21 protein-coding genes are annotated in these 19,674 nt (G+C 38.5%); 17 read left to right on the forward strand and 4 right to left on the reverse strand.

Annotated features, from left to right (window positions below; genetic code table 11):
* Nucleotides 1-59: 59 nt before the first annotated feature.
* The 6 genes from HRK21_RS07955 (at nt 60) to HRK21_RS07980 (ending at nt 3,284) form a co-directional block, all read left to right on the forward strand.
* Nucleotides 60-476, forward strand: coding sequence for a DUF4064 domain-containing protein (locus tag HRK21_RS07955; protein ID WP_069888070.1), 417 nt, complete (start codon nt 60-62; stop codon nt 474-476).
* Nucleotides 467-877 carry a hypothetical protein gene (locus HRK21_RS07960; protein WP_003738107.1) on the forward strand — a complete coding sequence of 137 codons (411 nt, stop codon included), beginning with the start codon at nt 467-469 and terminating at the stop codon, nt 875-877. The genes HRK21_RS07955 and HRK21_RS07960 overlap by 10 nt, the downstream gene beginning before the upstream one ends.
* Before the next feature lie 108 nt (nt 878-985).
* On the forward strand, nt 986-1,993 hold the full coding sequence (locus HRK21_RS07965) for an inorganic phosphate transporter (RefSeq protein ID WP_003738108.1): 1,008 nt from the start codon (nt 986-988) through the stop codon (nt 1,991-1,993).
* A gap of 15 nt (nt 1,994-2,008) precedes the next feature.
* Nucleotides 2,009-2,389, forward strand: a complete 381-nt coding sequence (locus HRK21_RS07970; RefSeq protein ID WP_070005732.1) for a VOC family protein — start codon at nt 2,009-2,011, stop codon at nt 2,387-2,389.
* A 67-nt stretch (nt 2,390-2,456) separates the two neighbouring features.
* Nucleotides 2,457-2,849, forward strand: coding sequence for a DUF1149 family protein (locus HRK21_RS07975; protein WP_070005733.1), 393 nt, complete (start codon nt 2,457-2,459; stop codon nt 2,847-2,849).
* Nucleotides 2,850-2,861: 12 nt separating this feature from the next.
* Nucleotides 2,862-3,284 (forward strand): NusG domain II-containing protein, encoded by a 423-nt coding sequence (locus tag HRK21_RS07980; RefSeq protein WP_003738110.1) that lies wholly within the window; start codon nt 2,862-2,864, stop codon nt 3,282-3,284.
* A 90-nt stretch (nt 3,285-3,374) separates the two neighbouring features.
* Here the strand turns inward: HRK21_RS07980 and rph are convergent, their stop codons facing one another.
* Both rph and HRK21_RS07990 read right to left on the reverse strand, forming a co-directional pair.
* Nucleotides 3,375-5,978, reverse strand: a complete 2,604-nt coding sequence (rph, locus tag HRK21_RS07985) for a rifamycin-inactivating phosphotransferase (RefSeq protein WP_070005734.1) — start codon at nt 5,976-5,978, stop codon at nt 3,375-3,377.
* Nucleotides 5,979-6,176: 198 nt separating this feature from the next.
* Nucleotides 6,177-7,052, reverse strand: coding sequence for a cell envelope integrity TolA family protein (locus tag HRK21_RS07990; protein WP_077952705.1), 876 nt, complete (start codon nt 7,050-7,052; stop codon nt 6,177-6,179).
* Between the two features lie 319 nt (nt 7,053-7,371).
* Between HRK21_RS07990 and HRK21_RS07995 the strand changes: the two genes are divergently transcribed.
* The 5 genes from HRK21_RS07995 (at nt 7,372) to HRK21_RS08015 (ending at nt 10,835) form a co-directional block, all read left to right on the forward strand.
* Complete coding sequence (locus tag HRK21_RS07995; RefSeq protein WP_003738113.1) at nt 7,372-7,563, forward strand: hypothetical protein; 192 nt, start codon at nt 7,372-7,374, stop codon at nt 7,561-7,563.
* 25 nt (nt 7,564-7,588) lie between these two features.
* Nucleotides 7,589-8,398, forward strand: coding sequence for a ZIP family metal transporter (locus HRK21_RS08000; protein ID WP_070005736.1), 810 nt, complete (start codon nt 7,589-7,591; stop codon nt 8,396-8,398).
* Nucleotides 8,399-8,692: 294 nt separating this feature from the next.
* Complete coding sequence (locus HRK21_RS08005; RefSeq protein WP_070005737.1) at nt 8,693-10,093, forward strand: polysaccharide deacetylase family protein; 1,401 nt, start codon at nt 8,693-8,695, stop codon at nt 10,091-10,093.
* Between the two features lie 126 nt (nt 10,094-10,219).
* Entirely contained in the window at nt 10,220-10,423 is a 204-nt protein-coding gene (locus HRK21_RS08010) for a helix-turn-helix transcriptional regulator (RefSeq protein WP_070005738.1), read from the forward strand.
* A gap of 1 nt (nt 10,424) precedes the next feature.
* A complete protein-coding gene (locus HRK21_RS08015) occupies nt 10,425-10,835 on the forward strand; it encodes a 2'-O-methyl transferase (protein WP_070005739.1) in 411 nt (136 codons plus the stop codon).
* Between the two features lie 52 nt (nt 10,836-10,887).
* Here HRK21_RS08015 and HRK21_RS08020 read toward each other — a convergent pair whose 3' ends face one another.
* Entirely contained in the window at nt 10,888-11,187 is a 300-nt protein-coding gene (locus HRK21_RS08020; RefSeq protein WP_069888078.1) for a phage repressor protein, read from the reverse strand.
* A gap of 102 nt (nt 11,188-11,289) precedes the next feature.
* Here HRK21_RS08020 and HRK21_RS08025 point away from each other — a divergent pair, with 102 nt between their 5' ends.
* The gene (locus HRK21_RS08025) at nt 11,290-12,102 is read left to right on the forward strand and encodes a Cof-type HAD-IIB family hydrolase (RefSeq protein ID WP_069888079.1); all 813 of its coding nucleotides are present in this window, start codon (nt 11,290-11,292) and stop codon (nt 12,100-12,102) included.
* A gap of 20 nt (nt 12,103-12,122) precedes the next feature.
* Here the strand turns inward: HRK21_RS08025 and HRK21_RS08030 are convergent, their stop codons facing one another.
* A complete protein-coding gene (locus tag HRK21_RS08030; RefSeq protein WP_070005740.1) occupies nt 12,123-12,980 on the reverse strand; it encodes a GRP family sugar transporter in 858 nt (285 codons plus the stop codon).
* A gap of 160 nt (nt 12,981-13,140) precedes the next feature.
* Here HRK21_RS08030 and HRK21_RS08035 point away from each other — a divergent pair, with 160 nt between their 5' ends.
* Genes HRK21_RS08035 through HRK21_RS08055 form a run of 5 tightly spaced genes read left to right on the forward strand, consistent with a single transcriptional unit; the run spans nt 13,141 to nt 19,600 of the window.
* Nucleotides 13,141-15,102 carry a BglG family transcription antiterminator gene (locus HRK21_RS08035; protein WP_070005741.1) on the forward strand — a complete coding sequence of 654 codons (1,962 nt, stop codon included), beginning with the start codon at nt 13,141-13,143 and terminating at the stop codon, nt 15,100-15,102.
* Nucleotides 15,102-15,566: a PTS sugar transporter subunit IIA gene (locus HRK21_RS08040; protein WP_003738122.1), complete on the forward strand. Its 465-nt coding sequence runs from the start codon at nt 15,102-15,104 to the stop codon at nt 15,564-15,566. Before HRK21_RS08035 ends, HRK21_RS08040 begins: the two co-directional genes overlap by 1 nt.
* The gene (locus tag HRK21_RS08045; protein ID WP_003722977.1) at nt 15,563-15,883 is read left to right on the forward strand and encodes a PTS fructose transporter subunit IIB; all 321 of its coding nucleotides are present in this window, start codon (nt 15,563-15,565) and stop codon (nt 15,881-15,883) included. The genes HRK21_RS08040 and HRK21_RS08045 overlap by 4 nt, the downstream gene beginning before the upstream one ends.
* A 12-nt stretch (nt 15,884-15,895) precedes the next feature.
* A complete protein-coding gene (locus HRK21_RS08050; RefSeq protein ID WP_069888083.1) occupies nt 15,896-17,002 on the forward strand; it encodes a PTS fructose transporter subunit IIC in 1,107 nt (368 codons plus the stop codon).
* Nucleotides 17,003-17,017: 15 nt separating this feature from the next.
* Complete coding sequence (locus HRK21_RS08055; protein ID WP_070005742.1) at nt 17,018-19,600, forward strand: alpha-mannosidase; 2,583 nt, start codon at nt 17,018-17,020, stop codon at nt 19,598-19,600.
* Nucleotides 19,601-19,674: the final 74 nt, after the last annotated feature.

Consider the following 19,674-nt stretch of genomic DNA (forward strand, 5'->3'; position numbering starts at 1 on the left):
TAGTGTAAGTGCATTTCATGGTACACTATAAGAATACTAACTAACATTTGGAGGATTTAATGAACAGACAAACAGAATTTACATTACTTATCGTAGGGGCATCTTTAAGCATCTTAGTATTTCTAGGGGCAGTATTTTATTCCTTAATTTTTGGATTTAATACGCTAATGGTAACAGATACTTTTGGTTATTATAGTAGCTCAGAAGAAGCAATTGTACTTGGAATAATTACGTTCTTTTCTATAATTGCTGCATTTTTTGCGCTCGTATCAGCAGTTTTTGGCTTCATTGGTGCATTTAAAATTAAAAGTGACGGTCCAAAAGTAAAACAATTAGGCGTTTGCTTTATTATTTTAGGTGGATTACAAGTGTTCGCTATTCACGGAATTTTATTTTTGATTGCAGGCATTTTAACGGTTACAAAAAAAGAATACAAAACAATATCTAAAGAAGATGAGGGGACAAAATGGGAATGATAACGTTCTTACCAATATTTATTATTTTTGCAATGTTTTTAGGACTAGCAGCAAAAGTACTTTTAGCAATTTGGATTTACAAAGATGCTGAACAGCGTGGAATGAACGCAATTCTGTGGTGTCTGCTAATGGTTTTCATCAATGTTATCATTATTCTTGTTATTTATCTTATCGTTCGTACAAAAGGCGAAGTGATGAAGCAGAATTTAGGACTACTAATTAGTGGTATTGGTATTGCGGTCCTTAATACATTAATAGCAATTATTGCTTTTATTTTCTTAATCTTTTTTGCGGCTAATGATGGTGGAATGCATAATATGATGGATGGCTACAACTATGATTATAACTACGATTATGATGATGGTCATGAATATGATAGAGACAATTTTGAAGAATTTTAATAACGTCACCGAGAATCTGCTACCTAATATAGGAGCAGATTCTTTTTATATTTGTGTAAAAGGGGTATAGACAATAAAAAAGTGAATCTCGACAAGGGGAACTGCTGAATGGATACGGTTATTTTAATAACGGTTATTATCGTTATAGTGGGGTTGGCGTTTGATTTTATAAATGGATTTCATGATATTGCAAATGCTGTTGCCACAAGTATTTCAACTAGAGCTTTAAAACCGCGAGTAGCAATTGGGATTGCAGCGGTTATGAATTTTTTGGGAGCAATTTCCTTTACAGGGGTAGCGGAATCGCTCACAAAAAGTATTGTAGATCCGTTTTCGCTTCATAATGGGGAATTCGTTGTTTTGTGTGGCTTAATTGCGGCTGTGATTTGGAATTTGATGACTTGGCTTGTTGGTATGCCTAGTAGTTCCTCTCACGCACTTATCGGTGCAATAGCTGGGGCATCGATTGCATCAGCTAGCAGTTTTAGCGTGCTTAACTGGTCAGGATTTACAACTATTATTATTGCGCTTATCATCTCGCCGATTATTGGTTTTACCGTGGGTTACTTGATTTATTCGCTCTTTAAGCATCTTTTTCACGACAAAAAGCTTGGCAAAATGAATCGGCGCTTTCGTTTTATCCAAATTGGAACTGCAGCAGCCCAAGCTTACTCACACGGCACAAATGATGCGCAAAAAACGATGGGAATTATTACACTTGCTTTAGTTGCGAGTGGACTTTTGAAAGAGTCAGCTGGTATTCCGTTTTGGGTGCAAGTAAGTTGTGCGGCATCAATGGCGATTGGATCGTCTGTTGGTGGTTATCGAATCATCAAAACAGTAGGAACGAAAATCATGAAAATCACCCCGGTTACAGGTGTTGCATCTGATTTAAGCTCGCTTTCTGTAATTATGACAGCTACCTTGATTCATTTGCCAGTTAGCACGACGCAAGTCATTGACAGCTCCATTATGGGTGTCGGAACAGCCAACCATAAAAAAGAAGTCAATTGGCGTACGGGTAAAAATATGGTTGTAACTTGGTTTATCACGTTACCACTAGCTGGACTTTTAGCGGCAGTGGTATACTGGGTATCAGCAGCTATTTTTTTATAATAAGGAGGATTTTAAATGAAAATAGAACATGTTGCATTATGGACAACTAATTTAGAACAAATGAAACAATTTTACGTCACTTATTTTGGTGCAACTGCCAATGATTTATATGAAAACAAAACAAAAGGCTTCACTTCTTACTTTCTTTCATTTGAAGACGGAGCAAGGCTTGAAATTATGAGTCGGACAGATGTGACAGGAAAGGCAACGGGGGAAAACTTAGGTTGGGCGCATATTGCTATTTCAACAGGAACAAAAGAAGCAGTGGATGAACTAACCGAAAAACTTAAACAAGACGGATTTGCAATTGCGGGCGAACCAAGAATGACCGGGGATGGATACTACGAAAGTGTCGTGCTAGACCCAGAAGGTAATCAGATCGAAATTACATGGTAAGAGAGAGTTGCCAGTAACGTATTTATCAAGTAATATACGAGTACATACTATAGATGAGGTGGATTTTATGGATATCGTAACTAATAAGATTGTCGTAGAAAAGTATAATTTTGAAACAATCGTGGAAGAAAATGAGCAATTCGAAAACAAAATTGAATTAGAAGTCCATGAAGTAGAGCCAGTCAATGGAAATGTGGAACTGATGTCAAAAGGAAAAATTTTTAAAATAACGATTCCTTTTTTATTAGTCCTTGAAAATTTCCGAATTGACGGTAGAATCAGCCGTATTATTCAATTAAAAGCCTTTTTTGGAGATTTTTCCGATTTAGAAGCTGTAGATGTTGAAGGCTTATCCAATCCGCTAATTGACTACATCAAACGCTTAACATATGATGTAACAGAAATCGCATTTGATGAACCGGGAGTTAGCTTGGATTTTAACGCTAATCATAATAGCTAGTTAGGAGAGAAAATGCGTCAATATATGAAAATGGTACGTCCATTTGATTTTGTAATTATTATTTTACTGATCTTGGGTTCGTTTTTACCACTACTATTATTTTCTGTCGCTGAAGCAAAACACGTGGGTGATGATGTCATAGCAGTTATTTCACAAGATGGCAAAGTGATTCGGGAAATCCCGCTAACTGGGCATAAAGGAAATGAGCAGTTTACGATTAAAGGAAAAGGCACGCAATATAATTTGATGGAAGTAGATGGCGAGCGGATTCGGATAAAAGAAGATAACAGCCCAGACCAAGTAGGTGTCAAAATGGGCTGGAAATCCAAAGCCGGTGACACAATTGTTTGTTTACCACATAAAGTTTTTGTAGAGATAAAATCAACAAACAAAAAAAGCAAAGACCCCGATACAGATTTAATTGTGCCAAATTAAAACACACTAAGTGATTAGTGTGTTTGTTTTTATGCAGTTTGAAACCCAACAATCGTCCTTTCCTAAAACGGAGATTGCTGGGTTTTTGGTTTAATCAAGAATCTCAATATAGCCTTCTGTACCATTAATCCGAATTTGCTGGCCATCTTTTATAATGGTAGTTGCTTTTTCGACACCCACTACAGCAGGAAGGCCGTATTCGCGAGCAATCACTGCTCCGTGCGTCATAAGTCCGCCAACCTCGGTCACAAGCCCTTTAATAGATACAAATGCGGGAGTCCAACTAGGGTCAGTATAAGCAGTGACAAGAATATCGCCATCTTCTAAATCTGCTTTTTCCATATCTGAAATGACGCGAGCTCGACCTTCGACTGTCCCTGTTGAAACAGGAAGACCAAGAATAGCGTCTTTAGGAAGATTTTCGCGCTTGTATTCACCGTTAATCATTTCTCCGTCAGAAGTAAGAATGCGTGGGGGCGTTAATTTTTCGAAAGTGGCAAAATCGCGTTTTCGAGCGTTAATAAGTTCGTAATCCACTTGACCAGTACGTACGACTTCGCGTAGTTCTTCAAAGTAAAGAAAATAAATATCTTCTCGCTCTTGCAGAACACCATTTTTCACAAGTTGTTCACCAGCACGAAGCAAAGCGAGTTTGTAAATAAAGTAGCGATTAATCATCCCGTATTTAGGATACTCACGATAGCCGATGAAATGACGTAAAATATCGATTTTTTCTTTTGTTTCCATCGCTTTTTGTTCTCCGTCTGGCAGCTTTTGCAAGCGCTCTAGGATTTCCTGTTCTTTATGGGAAGCTTCTTTTTCTCCTTGAGCAAATTTGTGCTTACTTGCACCGGGTTCAAAGTTTTTGATATTGCTCAGGATTAGTGGAATAAGTGTTAGCGGTTTTTCAATCCAACGAGTTTTAGTTAAGTCGATTTCGCCCGCACAGCGCATCCCGTATTTTTCAAGGTAATCTTCTAGCGCTTTTTTGGTTTCTACGCCACCTTCTAAAGTAGCTAGTTCATTCATAAAATCAGGATTTTTCGTCTGTTCTAAATAGGCTTTGACAGCAGGATAGGGGCGAATGACGTCGGCTACATCTAATAATTCAAGTCCCATTTGCGAAGTAATATTGTTTGGAGCTGATTCTGACAGTTTATCGGCCACATTCTTTTCTCCAAGCCATTGATAAATATGTTCATTTAGCCAAGCTGAAGCATCCATACCGGCCATAATAGCATCACTACTCGTAGGATTAAATAAAACTCTCTTTAATTCTTCCAAATCTTCTACGATAAAATCTAGCAAATCAGATCCGTTTTTAGTTTCAATGGATTGCTTCAAGAGTTTTATGGAGTTTTCGCTGTTTCGAACTAATTCAAAAACGACAGATGAATCAGGAATATTTCGAACAGGTGGTTTTCTAGAAACAGGCACCTGGCTTGGGTTTTCCTCGGTTGGTAGTGGAGGCAGGAATCCTTTTTTATTAATTACAGTGAGTAAGGCATCTTTAATAAGCGGGTCTGATTGACCTAGTAAATGAACCATCATATCTCGATAAGCTTTGGCTGATAGACTTTGAGTAATATCGACAAACAATCGTCCTCCTGCAGTATACATTGTGGCGGGAGTCGTCATTAAATAAAAGGAAAGCCCAAGTGGTTTCATCGCGTCAGTCATCATTTGCTGATGTGCAACAGAAACATAAACACGATTGCCGGGTTCGCTTACTTCTGGAATGGGATATAAAGTCGTGATAGGCCGACTCTGAACAATGTAAAAAACACCTTCTGCTAAACACCATTCAATATCTTGCGGTTTGCCAAAATGAGCTTCGATTTTTCTACCAAGTTTAGCAAGTTGTAAAATTTGTTGGTCGGTTAATGTTTGCGTGGTTTGTTGGGATTCTTCAAGTGGGTGAGTCTCTGTTCCGCCTTCTTTTAGGCTATAAATGGCCAGTTTTTTTGTAGCGATTAATTTTTTCGTAATAGCGTTATCTTGGACTGTGTATGAGTCAGCTGAGACTAAACCAGAAACAAGCGCTTCACCTAATCCAAAACTAGCATCAATGGAGAGGGATTTGCGATTTGAGGTAATTGGATCAGCTGTAAATAAGATGCCGGATGCTTCAGGAGAAATCATTTGTTGAATAACGACGGCGAGTTGGACTTTGCGGTGATCGAACTGATTTTGAATGCGATAAATAATCGCGCGCTCGGTAAACAAAGAAGCCCAGCACATACTAATATGCTGTAATAATGCATCTCTACCAATAATATTTAAATACGTATCATGTTGTCCAGCGAAGGAAGTATGGGGAAGATCTTCGGCAGTGGCACTAGACCGAACGGCGAAAGGCATCTCATACCCACCCAAATCTAAAAGCGCTGTATCCATATTGCTCGTAATTTCAGAGGGGATTTGTGTATGTTGAATAAGTGTTCGAATCGTTTCGCTTATTTCTCGAATAGCATCTATGTCACTTGTTTTTAGGGAAGAAAGACGTTGGAGCAGTCGTGTAAATTCATTGTTTTCCGCTAAGGTTCGCTTGTAAGCTTCTGTTGTCAGGCAAAAACCTGCGGGAACATGTACTCCATCGATAGTAGAGCAAGCGCCTAAATTCATTCCTTTACCACCAACAAGTGCTTCTGTATGCTGCTGGATTTCTTGAAACTTTAGTACATATGGTTTCATATAGTTATCCCCCTATTTTTTCGAAAAATAATACTTGACTGTAAAGAATCATTTGTTGTATAATTAGAGTAGGGATTGCTTTACACAAGCATATTTTGATGATATTATCTATCTAAATTTACCATGAATCTAGCCTAAATTCAATTAAAAACAAATAGAAAAGCAAAATTTCTCATGACAAGAAATTTTGCTTTATTTTTATTGTTCAAATTTACATAAAGTTAAGCCTCGCGCTTTTGCTTGCGCTACTGTTACAGCAGTTTCGCCGTTTGAGTTATTTAAGCCACGACAATTCTGGTCATAATGATATTTTTTACCGGTAGTAGTGACGTATACCATTTGTCCTTGTTCATTAGTCGTGTCCGGTTGTGCGGCAGCCGCTGCTTTTGAGCGTTCTGCAGCAACCCGTTTTTCTTCTGCTGCTTTTTTCTCGGCTGCCACTCGAGCTTCTTCAGCTTTCTTTTCCGCCACAATTTTTGCATCAGCTGCGCGTTTTTCTTCGGCAGCTAGACGTTCGCGTTCTATTCTTTCAGCTTCTGCTTTTTCCGCCGCAACTCGCTCTGCTTTGGCTTTTTCTGCAAGTTTTGTTTCGTAAGCAGGGGTTAGTGCTAATTGAAGTGTTTGTTCTTTTGTTTGTCCATCAATGGCAATAGAAAGAACTGCATCTTGTGCTTTATCTAGTTGACTTACAGAAAGACTGAAAGCGCCGTTCTCATCAGCTGTAGTTACAGCGTCAGGAATATCAACGAAATCAAGTGTTACTTTTGCGCCTGGATTGGTTTTCCCTTCGACCACCAAGGTTCCTTCATCGTTTGTAGTAAAAGTCGTTTCTGCTTTTAAAACAGGCGTATTATCAACTTTCTCCATTTTTTCTTCTTGTTTTATTGCTTTTTCAGTGGAGGCTTCTTCGTTTGTGTTTGGAATAATTCCAACACCGATCATAATAGCTAAAATAGAACTAATAATAATAATTTGTGTTTTTTTACGAGGCCAGTCTCTTTTTCTAAAACTCACAAGCCCAAAAATTAACACACCAATACCTACTAGAAACAATAAAGTTCCTAATCCCGTCATATACATCTCCCTCTCCCTTTTTGTCTAACGAAATTATTATATGCATAATGTGAGTGAATACACAAGCTAAATTAGCAGTTTTTTATACCTTTTACCAAGAAACTTAATAAAAAAAATCGGAAAAACGAATAAATGATAAATAAATTACATTTTTTCGGTAGGGAAGGCGACTGTGGTAAAGTAAATAGAATTTTATCAGAATGTCGAAAACGCTGAAATTAGCCAGAATTTCTCGGAAATGATAAAGAGGTGGTGGCTTGAATAATCCCATTGATTGCTTTATGATGAAGGAAAGACAAGTGCTTTGGAGGTGCTAGAAATGACGAAACCGATAGAAGAAATTGGTGCAGAATTTGGAGCAAAAGCTGAAAAAGTAGCGCGGAAAACTGGAAATGTTGTTGGGAAGGCGGCGAAAATTTCTGTCTATAGCTCCATTTGGGCTGTGAAAACAGGTGTAAATAAGACTCGTGCGTTTACTCAAGGCTTTAAACAAGGCTGGTCAGGTAAATAAAGCATAAGAAAAGGGAGAACATGAATTGTTAAATTACTTATCATCACTAAATCCGGTTTTGTTAGCACTTCTTGCCGGGATTTTTACATGGGCTTGTACAGCAGCAGGAGCTTCACTCGTATTTTTCTTTAAAAATCTAAATAAAAAATGGGGCAATGTTATGTTGGGGTTCGCTGCGGGCGTTATGCTTGCAGCAAGTTTCTGGTCACTTCTTGCCCCTGCAATCGAAATGAGTAAAGATTTAGGGAAGTTTTCTTTTGTACCAGCTCTTGTTGGTTTTTTACTTGGAGGAATATTTTTACGTGTAATTGATTGTATTATTCCACATTTACATTTTGGGTTCCCAGAGCAAGCGAAGGAAGGTCCAAAAACTTCCCTTCGAAAAAGCATCTTACTCGTTCTTTCTATTACTATCCATAATATTCCAGAAGGAGCTGCTGTTGGGGTCGCTTTTGGAGCCGTGATAACTGGAGATACAGAGACACTTATTACAGCAATCGTTTTGGCGCTTGGTATTGGAATTCAAAACTTTCCAGAGGGAGCAGCAGTATCCATTCCACTGCGAGGAGAAGGGTTGTCAAGAGGAAAGAGCTTCTGGTATGGTCAACTTTCGGCGGTAGTTGAACCGATTTTTGCTGTCATTGGAGCAGTGTTAGTTGTGTTTGTAACACCTATTTTACCGTTTGCGCTTGCTTTTGCGGCTGGAGCGATGATTTTCGTTATTGTAGAGGAGTTAATTCCAGAATCCCAAGTAGAAGGTTCTGCCGATTTAGCGACTGCTGCAACAATGGCAGGATTTGCTGTAATGATGGTTTTAGATGTTGCTTTAGGATGAAATAATAGACTGTATAAAAAACGACATTAAATATTTGCGGAATGCGTTTTTTTACGGTAAAATTAATAGTGAAATATTTCACAATATGTTAGTTTTCAGGGGTAATCCTGTAACTATAAATTGGACACGGTAAAAGCTCCCACTTTATCCGTGTCTTTTTTTTGTAACATTTGTTACGAGTTTGTTGGTTCTTTTTTCCTATTTTAGTACAAATGCTAGAAACTTGCTTTTTTTCATGTATAATTGTTGTATACGAAAAACTGGGGAAGGTTTTTCAAAGGTGAGGTGCATAATGTGAAAATTAGGTGGATTAGAATTTCACTAGTTACGATTCTCATTATTGCCGTGGTTTTTGTTGGTGTAATAGGATTCCAAAAATACCAATTTTCAAAGTCGCGCAACAAAGTAATAATGCAGATGGACAGACTAATGAAAGACCAAGATGGAGATAATTTTCGCCGCTTGGATAAGAAAGAAGATGGAGTAGAAATTATTTCGTATATTCCTAAAACAGCCACGAAGAAAGACAACGAAATTATCCAGAAAGAGATTGAAAAGGCCAAAGCTGAAGAAGTTAAGAAGCTTAATAGAGACAAAGATAAGCAAGGGATTATTTTTTACACTTATCATAAAGAAAAAATGGCCGAACAGGTAGTATCTTATAAAGCAGTTCAATCTGAGTACGTAAAAGAAGGTAAAACTAAATTCGTACTTAAAGATAAAAAAGATATTTGCCAAAACATTGTGACTGATGCAGAAACAGGGGCTTTATTAACACTTGGGGAAGTATTAATAAAGAACGATGAAACAAAGCTGAACTTAAAAACAGCTGTAGAACAAGAACTTATCAGAACTGGAGATTACGCTGTAAAAGATGTTGGGAATCTTGGCAACATTAAGAGTTTGGTGAAATGGGATCAAACAGATTTCGAACTTACTAACTCAGAATTAATCGTACCAGTTGAAATACCTGGAAACTCTGAACCAAAAAAAGTAAACATAAAACTTGCTGATATTGCTAGCTCTGTGAATAAACGTTACTTACCAAGCAGTGTAAAAGTTCCAGAAGTACCAAAAGCAAAAACCAACAAGCGTATTGCACTTACTTTTGATGATGGACCAAGTGCTTCCGTAACACCAGGAGTACTTGACACGTTGAAACGCTATGATGTAAAAGCGACATTCTTCGTACTCGGCTCTAGTGTTGTTCAAAATCCAGGTTTAGTAAAACGTGAATTAGATGAAGGGCACCAAGTTGGTAGTCACTCATGGGATCATCCACAATTAACTAAACTATCTAAGCAAGAAGTTTACAACCAGATTCTACAAACGCAAAAAGTTGTATTTGATCAAACTGGGTATTTCCCAACTACAATGCGTCCTCCATATGGCGCAGTCAACAAAGAGGTTGCTGAGGAAATTGGACTTCCAATTATTCAGTGGTCTGTTGATACAGAAGATTGGAAAAATAAAAATGCTGCCGTAGTTACGCAAAGAGTCCTTGCAGGTGCAACGGATGGCGCGATAGTATTGATGCATGATATCCACAAAACAACTGCTGCTAGCCTAGACGCAACGTTGAAACAACTGAAAAGTCAAGGATACGAATTTGTGACTATTGACGAACTTTATGGCGAGAAATTGCAAATTGGGAAGCAATATTTCGACAAAACAGAGTCAAGAATGGTGAAATAAAAATCAGTAGCTAAAATGAGTTAATCATTTTAGCTACTTTTTTATTCTATATGTAAAGTTTTCTTTACGTATTATCGAGTTTATTTTATACTATATATGAATATGTCTTTATTTGGTGGTGGTTAATTGAAAGTTAGTAATAAGGTGAAACAATTGCGGGAAGAAAGGAAAATTGGGCAAAATGAATTAGCTTTAGCATTAGAGGTTTCGAGGCAAACAATCCATGCCATTGAAAAAGGCAAATATAATCCTAGTTTAGAACTGAGTTTGAAGATGGCTCGCTATTTTCGATTATCAATTGAAGAGATTTTTCAACTGGAGGAGAATTAGTATGAAACGTTACATCATTAATCGAGGTATTACGGTAGTTGCAACAATTATATACATGTATCCACTTCTAGGGATTATTAAAGGGGAAAAAATATTTGAAGATATCGTTACGCCGATTAGTATGGTAATAGTGGCTTTAATTGGTACGCTAAGTTTTATATTCTTATTTGAAAATAAATCAAAGCGAGAATATGAGAAAGATAAACTAGAAAAAGATGAAAGGTATATCAACAATCGCAAAACGTTTTCTTATTATGCGCTTATCGTTTTAGCATTGACGATACCAATTGTGTTGATTGTTCTTAATTTATACGGGATTGAACAAATCTCCATTTCGAGTTTGACAATCATTTTTCTTATCTTCTGTTTTGCATATATGCTTGCGCTGGAAATTATCCGAAAAAAAGTATGATTTTAAGCAAAATAAAAAACATCCAACTTGTTCGTTGCATGTTACCTAGCATTTACCAAATTTTGGTGACAATGCCATAAATACTATTACGTGTAATCCAACCATTCACGTGTTTGTGATTATTAGAAATTTGATATTGCTTACCGCGGATTTTACTGATTTTATGTGTAAAAAAGCTACCGCGAACTTTGCAAAATACGATATCGTTCACTTTGAGTTCTCTCGTGCCAATCGGTTCTAAACGAACAGGTTGCATCGATTTAATCAAAGGTAACATCGAATTTCCGCCTTCTTTATAACGATCAATGGTTTCGCCACGTCTGAGTATTTCTACTGCATCCAGGCTTCTCATAAGTATGCTCCTTTCTAGTTGTTAATGCCAGAATAACAAAATAAGAGAATGAAGTCAAATTTTGCTAGAATAAAAATAATTATATTGGGGGAGGTTAGTTGGATGATTAGAGCGATTTCTGTAGATATGGACGGGACTTTTTTAGATGGAAATGGTGAATATGATCGTGCTAGATTTGAGAAGATGTATGAAAAATTAGTAAAGCAAGACATCAAATTTATTGTTGCAAGCGGGAACCAATATTATCAGCTTAAATCTTTCTTCCCTGGAAAGGACGAGGAACTTTTTTACGTCGCTGAAAATGGAGCAGTTATTTTTCATCAAGGAGAACTTCGAAGTGTGAATCGTTTTGAGGAAAAATTAGTGCAAAAGATTTTGCGGACGTTGATTCAAGAATATCAGGATTTGCAAGTAATCCTTTGTGGGGTGAAAAGTGCGTATTTATTAAAAGCGGCGCACCCAGATTTTAAAACATTTGCGAGAAAGTATTATTTTGAGTTACAAGAGGTGGATTCATTCGATGTGCTTCCAGATGATACTTTTATCAAATTTGCACTTGATGTGGAAGTGACTAAAACCGGGCAAATTGTGGAAGATTTGAATCAAACGTTTGCTGGCGAAATTCGCGCTGTGTCGAGTGGACATGGGAGTATTGATATTATTATTCCGGGGGTAACAAAAGGGAGCGCGATTCAACAACTCTTAAATGAATGGCAAATGGCGCCGGAGGATTTACTCGCTTTTGGTGATGCGAATAATGATATCGAAATGTTGCAACTAACTCCAAATAGTTACGCCATGCAAGAAAGCAGTCCAGAAGTTCTTGCTGCTGCAAAACATGTAGCTCCTTCGAATAAGGAAGCTGGCGTGTTACAAGTTATAGAAGATTACTTGAAGAAAAACCAAAGACCTTGATTTCAGGTCTTTGGTTTTTACTATTTTAGTAAACTTAACAAGATAACCCCTACCATAATTAACAATATCCCCGAAAGGATAAATGTCCATTCCAGCGGGCTTTTTTTCTGCTTAAAAATGAGGATGCCGCCGATTGTCGCGACGATAACGCAGGCTTGTGAAATCGAGAAACTTGTTGCGACACCAAGTACTGCTGTTGCTAAGAACATACCTAAATTGGCGATCGACCACGACAACCCGGTCATTAAGTTAAATGTAACATTTTTTCGGGAAATAGCAGTCTTTTTCGCTAAGTTAATACCAATGGCGCATGTTAGCATCCCGATTGCTTGTGGTAAAATGATAGAAAAGCCAGTGACATCAAATAGCTGGTTTGTTACTACGTAAAGCGTTAAAAAGAAAGAAGATAGAATAACGATACCGTAGACATGAAATGAAACCGACTCCGTGATATGATTCCCGCGTTTTTGAAACCCGGTCATTACCACCCCAATCAAGATTAAAATAACTGCAACAACTCCGATGATAACAGCCGTAACTGTTTGCCATTCCCGAAACACGAGAACAGCAAAAAGCGTTGCGCCAACTAGCTGAGTTCCGTTTGAAATCGGCATTGCCTTCGCGACACTTGAAGCCGCAATCCCTTTAAACTGCAGTAATTGACCAAAACTCCAAAAAATACCCGAAACAAAACTCACAATAAAAGAAAGAACCGTTATTTCTGGTGATAAAATCCAGAACAAAATGAAAGCAAATAATAGCGCGCTAATTGATGTCCCCAGTAGTTGTTCCTCGGGGGTGCTTTTTCGTAAGTTCGCAATTATCGGCATAAATCCCCATCCAAGAACAGGGAGTAACGCAATAAGATAAATAGACATAAATAAGCTTCCTTTCTAGGTTAGTGGTGCTATTTAAATCTACCATTCTCCAAAATGAACAGCAATATCCCAAAATTACTGTATTCAATGCGGTAATTTTCGTAGTTTTCTGGGGATGAGTCTTTGTAATAGAATAAGCGTAGGGAAAGGAAAATTAAAAATGAAAGCGGTAACGAAAATGATTGCAAATCGCGAAAAAAATATCATTCAGTTTCTAATGAAGACAGGTCAAACACGTGTTGGAACTATCGCGAATCATCTTGGACTTTCAGAAAAAACAGTATCAAATTCACTGAAGGAAATCGATATTTTTCTAAAGGATTTTGATATGACTGTTGTCCGTAAACCAAAAATTGGCGTTTATATTGAGGGCGATAATAAAGCTTTTGCCGAGGTTAGCCGATTCCTCGACAATCAGGTCAGCCAAATTCCATCAACTAAAGAAGAGCGGATTATCTACATTTTCAGTAAATTGCTTAAAGCTGACGACTATATCACGATTCATCAACTTGCAGACGAACTTTACATTAGCCGGAGCACGATTGAGAAAAACATGATGGAAGTCACGAAAATGTTAGAAAAAGAAGGCATCACCTTGTATAAGAAACCAAGTAAGGGCATGAAACTTTTAATTAGCGAACGCGAAAAACGCGCCCTAACCTCCAAATTTATTACTAATTTTTGGGGTAACAACTGGTATTTAAAACAAGAAGGTGAAAAGGTGCTCCAAGCTTTTGACACGATTCAAGCAGATGTCACTGGGATTTTTCCGGAAGAAGGCTTGAAAGAAATCATTGCGATTGTTCAAGAATTCAGTGAGCGTCATGATTTTGCTTTTACAGATTATGCATTTCAGTCGATTGTTATTCACCTTGCGATTGCGGTAGAGCGAATTCGCGAAGGCGAGTATGTGGAAAATGTTGAGAGCGATCCGATGAAAGATGCGTTTGAGTCACAGCGAAACAATACGGAAATCTTAGTTGATATGTTGGAAGAACGTCTGGCTATTAAAATTCCAGCATTCGAAGTTGGCTATATTCAGTTACATTTAACCGCTGCCTATAATCAGCAACATGATGAACTGCTCGTCAACACCCGACCGCAAGAAGACGATGTCGCTGAATTTGTTAGTGAGTGTCTCGCAGAAGATACTTACGATAAAGGCTTACTGGAAGACCTGACGACACATATGAAATCCGCCATTAATCGCTTAAAACTTGGTATGCATTTTAAAAATCCGTATCTCAGCAAAATTAAGCAAAACTTTCCCCAAGCGTTTGAAGAAGCGCTTTACTTTAAAGCAAAATTTGAACAAAAGTACGATGTGCAAGTGAACGAAGATGAAACGGCGTATATTGCGCTACATTTTGAAGCATACAAAGAAAGAAGTCGCTCTTTCCCCGACCAAATTCGCGTGGTGCTTGTATGCAGTACAGGTCTTGGTTCATCAAGATTACTCGCAGCTAGAATTAAAAAATATTTTCCAATGATTACGATTGAAAAAATATTGTCTGTTCAGGCATTAATGGAAACCGAAGTCGATGTGGATTTAGTGATTAGCACGATTTATCTCGAACTAGAGGATATTCCGAGCATTGTTGTTAGTCCAATGATGAATAAAGCCGATTTACAACAAGTCGAAAGCCAAATCGAACGAACGCGACGCAAGAAAAAGAAACGCAGCCAACCATTTGTTGATTTAATTAGACCGAAAAACATTTTTGCGAAGTTAGATGTAGCGACGATGGAAGAAGCGATTGCGGAAATTGGCGGCAAGTTGGTGGAACAGAGTATTGCTAAGCCTGGCATCGTGGAAAGTGCGCTGAAAAGAGAAGCCTTGTCGTTTACTTCTTTTGAAGAAATGGCGACACCACACGCAGAACCTGCACTTATAAATGAATCTTGCATTGCTATCGCAACACTTAAACAACCGGTGAAGTGGGGGTTAGTCGAGGTAGATAAAATCTTTTTTATCGCTTTGGCAGAGGAAAACGGCATTAATTTAGACGCAATGTACGAGCAGTTTTATAAATATATTGATAACAAAAAATGGCTAGAAAAGCTGACGCAACTAAAAAGTGCCGCAGAAATTTATGAGCATTTGTTAAAGGATGGGATGTAATGGAAGTAAAAGATATTTTAACTAAAGAATTAGTCGTTTTTGATTTAGAAGCGGCAACCAAAGAAGCAGCGATTGAAGAAATGGCGGAATTGTTGAATGAACAGGGCATTTTAGCAGATAAAGCGACTTATGTGCAAGCTGTTTTAGATCGAGAAGCACATGCAACAACTGGAATAGGTAATAACATTGCTATCCCACACGGAAAAAGCGAAAGTGTCACAAAATCGGCCATCGTTTTTGCAAGAACGAAAGAAATGATTGAGTGGGAATCGCTTGATGACGAACCGGTAAACATGATTTTCTTACTGGCGATTACTGATTCTGACAAAACAGACGGTCACTTAAAAATCCTTGCAGAAATTGCAACGAAACTAATGGACGATGATATTGTCGAAAATTTAAAAAATACAAGAGACGAAGAAGAAGTTATTCGAATTTTAAATGGAGGCGTAGTAGAGATATGAAACGTAAAATTATTGCAGTAACCGCATGTGCGACAGGAGTGGCACACACATATATGGCAGCACAAGCACTTAAAAAAGGTGCGAAAAAAATGGGCAACCTCATTAAAGTAGAAACACAAGGCGCAACAGGAATTGAAAATGAATTAACCGAAAAAGATGTAAATATCGGCGAAGTAGTTATTTTCGCAGTAGATACAAAAGTTCGTAACAAAGAACGTTTTGACGGTAAAGTCGTGCTGGAAGTTCCAGTAAGCGCACCGATTAAAGATGCAGAAAAAGTAATCAACGCAGCACTTGCGTTAATTGACGAAAAATAAGGAGGATCTACCATGTTCAGAAAAATTGGGAGTGAACTGAAAAAACACGTTTTAACAGGTATTTCATATATGATTCCGCTCGTTATTGCAGGTGCCGTAATTATGGCGATTGCGCGGGTTGGTGGTTCGTTTTTCGGAATTACAGATATTTGGGACGCAAAATATGCAGATAGTGCGAATAGCTTAATTTCATTACTACACAGTTTAGATGGTTTTGGTGGCTTGGCGCTAGGAATGATGTTTCCGGTTATTGCCGCATTTATCGGCTATTCCATTTCGGACAAACTAGCACTGGCGCCAGGTCTTGTTGGTGGTTTGCTGGCACGTGATATTGGCGCAGGTTTCCTCGGGGCACTTGCAGCTGGTTTAATTGCTGGTTACACATGTCTATTGATTAAAAAATACGTGAAGTTGCCAAAAGCAGCGGCTTCAATTGTACCAGTATTTTTAGTACCAGTTTTTGGTACACTTATTACCGTTCTTATTATTAATTATGTGGTTGGTATTCCTTTTGCTGACTTAAATACAGCTCTTGAAAATTGGCTAAATGGTATGTCTGGATCGAACCAAATTCTAATGGCAGCTATTATTGGCGCGATGGTTGGTTTTGACTTAGGCGGACCTGTAAATAAAGCAGCTGTAACAACGGCGATGGCGCTTTTGACAAGTGGAATTTATGCGCCAAATACTGCGGCACAAGTAGCGATTATTATCCCACCACTGGGACTTGGCTTAGCAACATTAATAGCAAAACGTAAATACAATGCAGAAATGCGTGAAGCTGGGAAATCCTCGCTTATTATGGGGCTTGTTGGGATTAGTGAAGGGGCGATTCCTTTTGCAGTAGAATCTCCGCTTAAAGTTATTCCAGCGACAGTTCTAGGTTCTGCAGTCGGCGGCGCACTAGCTGTAGGTCTTGGCGCAATTAACCAAGCGCCAATTAGTGGTTTTTATGGCTGGTTCACAGTAGAAAATTGGCCAGTTTATATTTTAGCGATTGCCGTTGGAACTTTAATCGTTGCGGGTATGTCAGTCGCTTTACGTAAAGCTAGTGCTGGTGAAGAAATGTCCGGTTCAAGCTACGATGACGAAATTGACGAAGCAGAATGGGAAGCTTAAAAAACGGAGGTAACTATGGTTAAAGCACATATTGTGAACCATACGCATTGGGACCGAGAGTGGTATTTCACCTCGGCCGATGCACTGGTTCTAAGTGAACAACTTTTTACAGAAGTAATTGACGAATTAAAAAAGCACCCAGAAGCAAACTTTGTACTTGATGGGCAATTGTCGATTTTAGATGATTATGTTGCACTCTACCCAGAAAAATTAGCGGATATTAAGCAATTAATTGCGGATAAACAACTTTTCATTGGACCGTGGTTTACACAAACAGATGCCTTTTTTGCGCACGGCGAGTCGATTTTGCGCAATGCGATGATTGGGGTTTTTGATAGTAAAAAATACGGCGACTATATGAAAATTGGTTATTTACCAGATACATTTGGTTTTAATGCCCAAATGCCGACTTTACTTGAACATGCTGGCTTTGATAATGTGATTTTCTGGCGCGGAATACATCTTGGTGAACATGTTGCATCTCCGTATTTTAAATGGCAAGGACTTGGCGAGGAAGCATCTATCTATGCGATTAATATGCCACAAGGTTACGGTACAGGGATGCTGCTGGAACCAACTTCGGCATATGTGGATGGACGCCTTGACCCGGCAATTGATTTCATTGAAAAGTACAGCAAAACAACGGAAGTGTTAATTCCATCTGGAAACGATCAGCTGAATATTATTAGTCGTTTTGCAGAAAAACTGGCGGAAATTAACAAGATGGGACGCCATGATTATCAACTTAGTACCTATCAAGATTTTATTCAATATGTTAGAGAGCTACCCGACTTAGAAGAATATCGCGGCGAATTTAGAAGCCCGGTTCTTGCGCGAGTGCATAAAACTATTGGCTCTAGCCGAATGAATATTAAGCTGAAAAGCGCGTCACTCGAGCAAAAACTGCTAACACGAATTGAGCCGCTGCTTGTTATTGCTAAGGCATCTGGAATTTCTATTAGCGAGCGTTTACTAATGCACACTTGGAAAAAATTACTTGAAGGTCAAGCGCACGATAGCTTGGCAGGCTGCGTTTCTGATCCTGTTGCGGAAGATATTTTGCACCGGATGAAAGAAGCCGATGAACTGTGTGATAGTATTGAAAACACGATTGTGAAGAAAATTGCCGATGATTTATCACTTGCGGCAAACGAAATTATCGTTTTTAACACGGATTTACATGATTTTGACGGATATAAAGAAATACAAGTAGTAACCGAGCATAAAAATATCCATTTCCCAGCATTTCCAGACGCGACAATTGTTCAAGAAGAATTTATTCCATCGCGTGAGAATGTGCTAGAAGAAACGCCAGCCGGGAACCGATTTATTGAAGAACCTGGCTATTATGTGCTTCAAGTACGCGTGAAAGTGGATCTTCCAGGCCTTGGTTACCGTGTGATTGCTTTTGAGGAGAATGACCGCGAACTGGATTCGATGATTGCTTCCAATAATGTGGCAATCGCGAATGATTTCTACAAAATCACTTTTGAAAATGGCGAAATTGCTCTTGAAAAACCAAATGGCGAGCGCATCACTTCTTTTATTACACTAGAAGATGATGTGAATGCGGGGGATACGTATGATTATTCACCACTAGCCGGAGATATCGCGGAATTATTCACTTTTTCCGAAGCAAAAACAGAGAAATCAAGTGAAGTCGAACGTTTAATTTTAACAGGAAAAAGCGATTTCCCACTTGATCGTTTGACGAAAGAAGGGCATGGCGACCTGCAAGTCAAACTCATTTTAGAGCTGAGAAAATGTAGTGAACTGCTGGATGTTAAAGTTGAAGTGGATAACCAAATTAAAAGTCACCGTCTACGCTTAAAAGTAAACACAGGTGTGAAAACAGACTACAATATCGCTTCACTTCCATTCGGATATATCGAGAGAAAACCAGTTGTACCAGCGAATTGGCAAGAAACATATAGCGAAATGCCAATCGACATCGAACCACTAGAACAAAGCGTGACGTTAACAAATGAAGCAGAAAGTTGTACCATTTTCACACGGGGCATCAAAGAATACCAACAATTGAATCAACATTTAGCACTGACGCTACTGGCAACAACCGGACAACTCGGAAAACCTGATTTAGCATACCGCCCAGGCCGAGCATCAGGCGACACAACGAAAAAAGGTCATGTGCTCATCGAAACAGAAGGCGCGCAACTACTTGGCAAACATGAATTCTCATTAGCCATCTATCTTGGCGACCAAGCTTTCGATGAACATAAAACCGCTGAACGAACAAAAGCGTTCAACCAAGCAAACGTGTCCTACCAGCGTCAACCGTTCAACCACTTTTTACACCGTTTAGACAACAAAATCCAGAAAACAGAACGAAGATTAGGCGCGAAGCAAACGTTAGGTATGTTGAATTTGCCAAAAGAATATTTAGTGTCGGCGTGCCATCCGTCCTACTACACTGCAGATAAATACATCATCCGCTTGGAAAACCCAACTAACACACCACAAAAGTTGTCACTCTCGGATATGTCATTTGAGTATGTGAATGCTATCGAAGAAGTTGTCGCAAATGACAACAACACGATTCCAGCATATGGCGCTGTCACATTACGATTAGAAATATAGAAAGAAAACTTGCTCAAAGTATCGAATTTGAGCAAGTTTTTATTTATGTTGGATTGCAATGAGGTATTAAACAT

This window comes from Listeria monocytogenes, from assembly GCF_013282665.1.
In the GTDB taxonomy this organism is placed as follows: Bacteria; Bacillota; Bacilli; order Lactobacillales; family Listeriaceae; genus Listeria; species Listeria monocytogenes_C.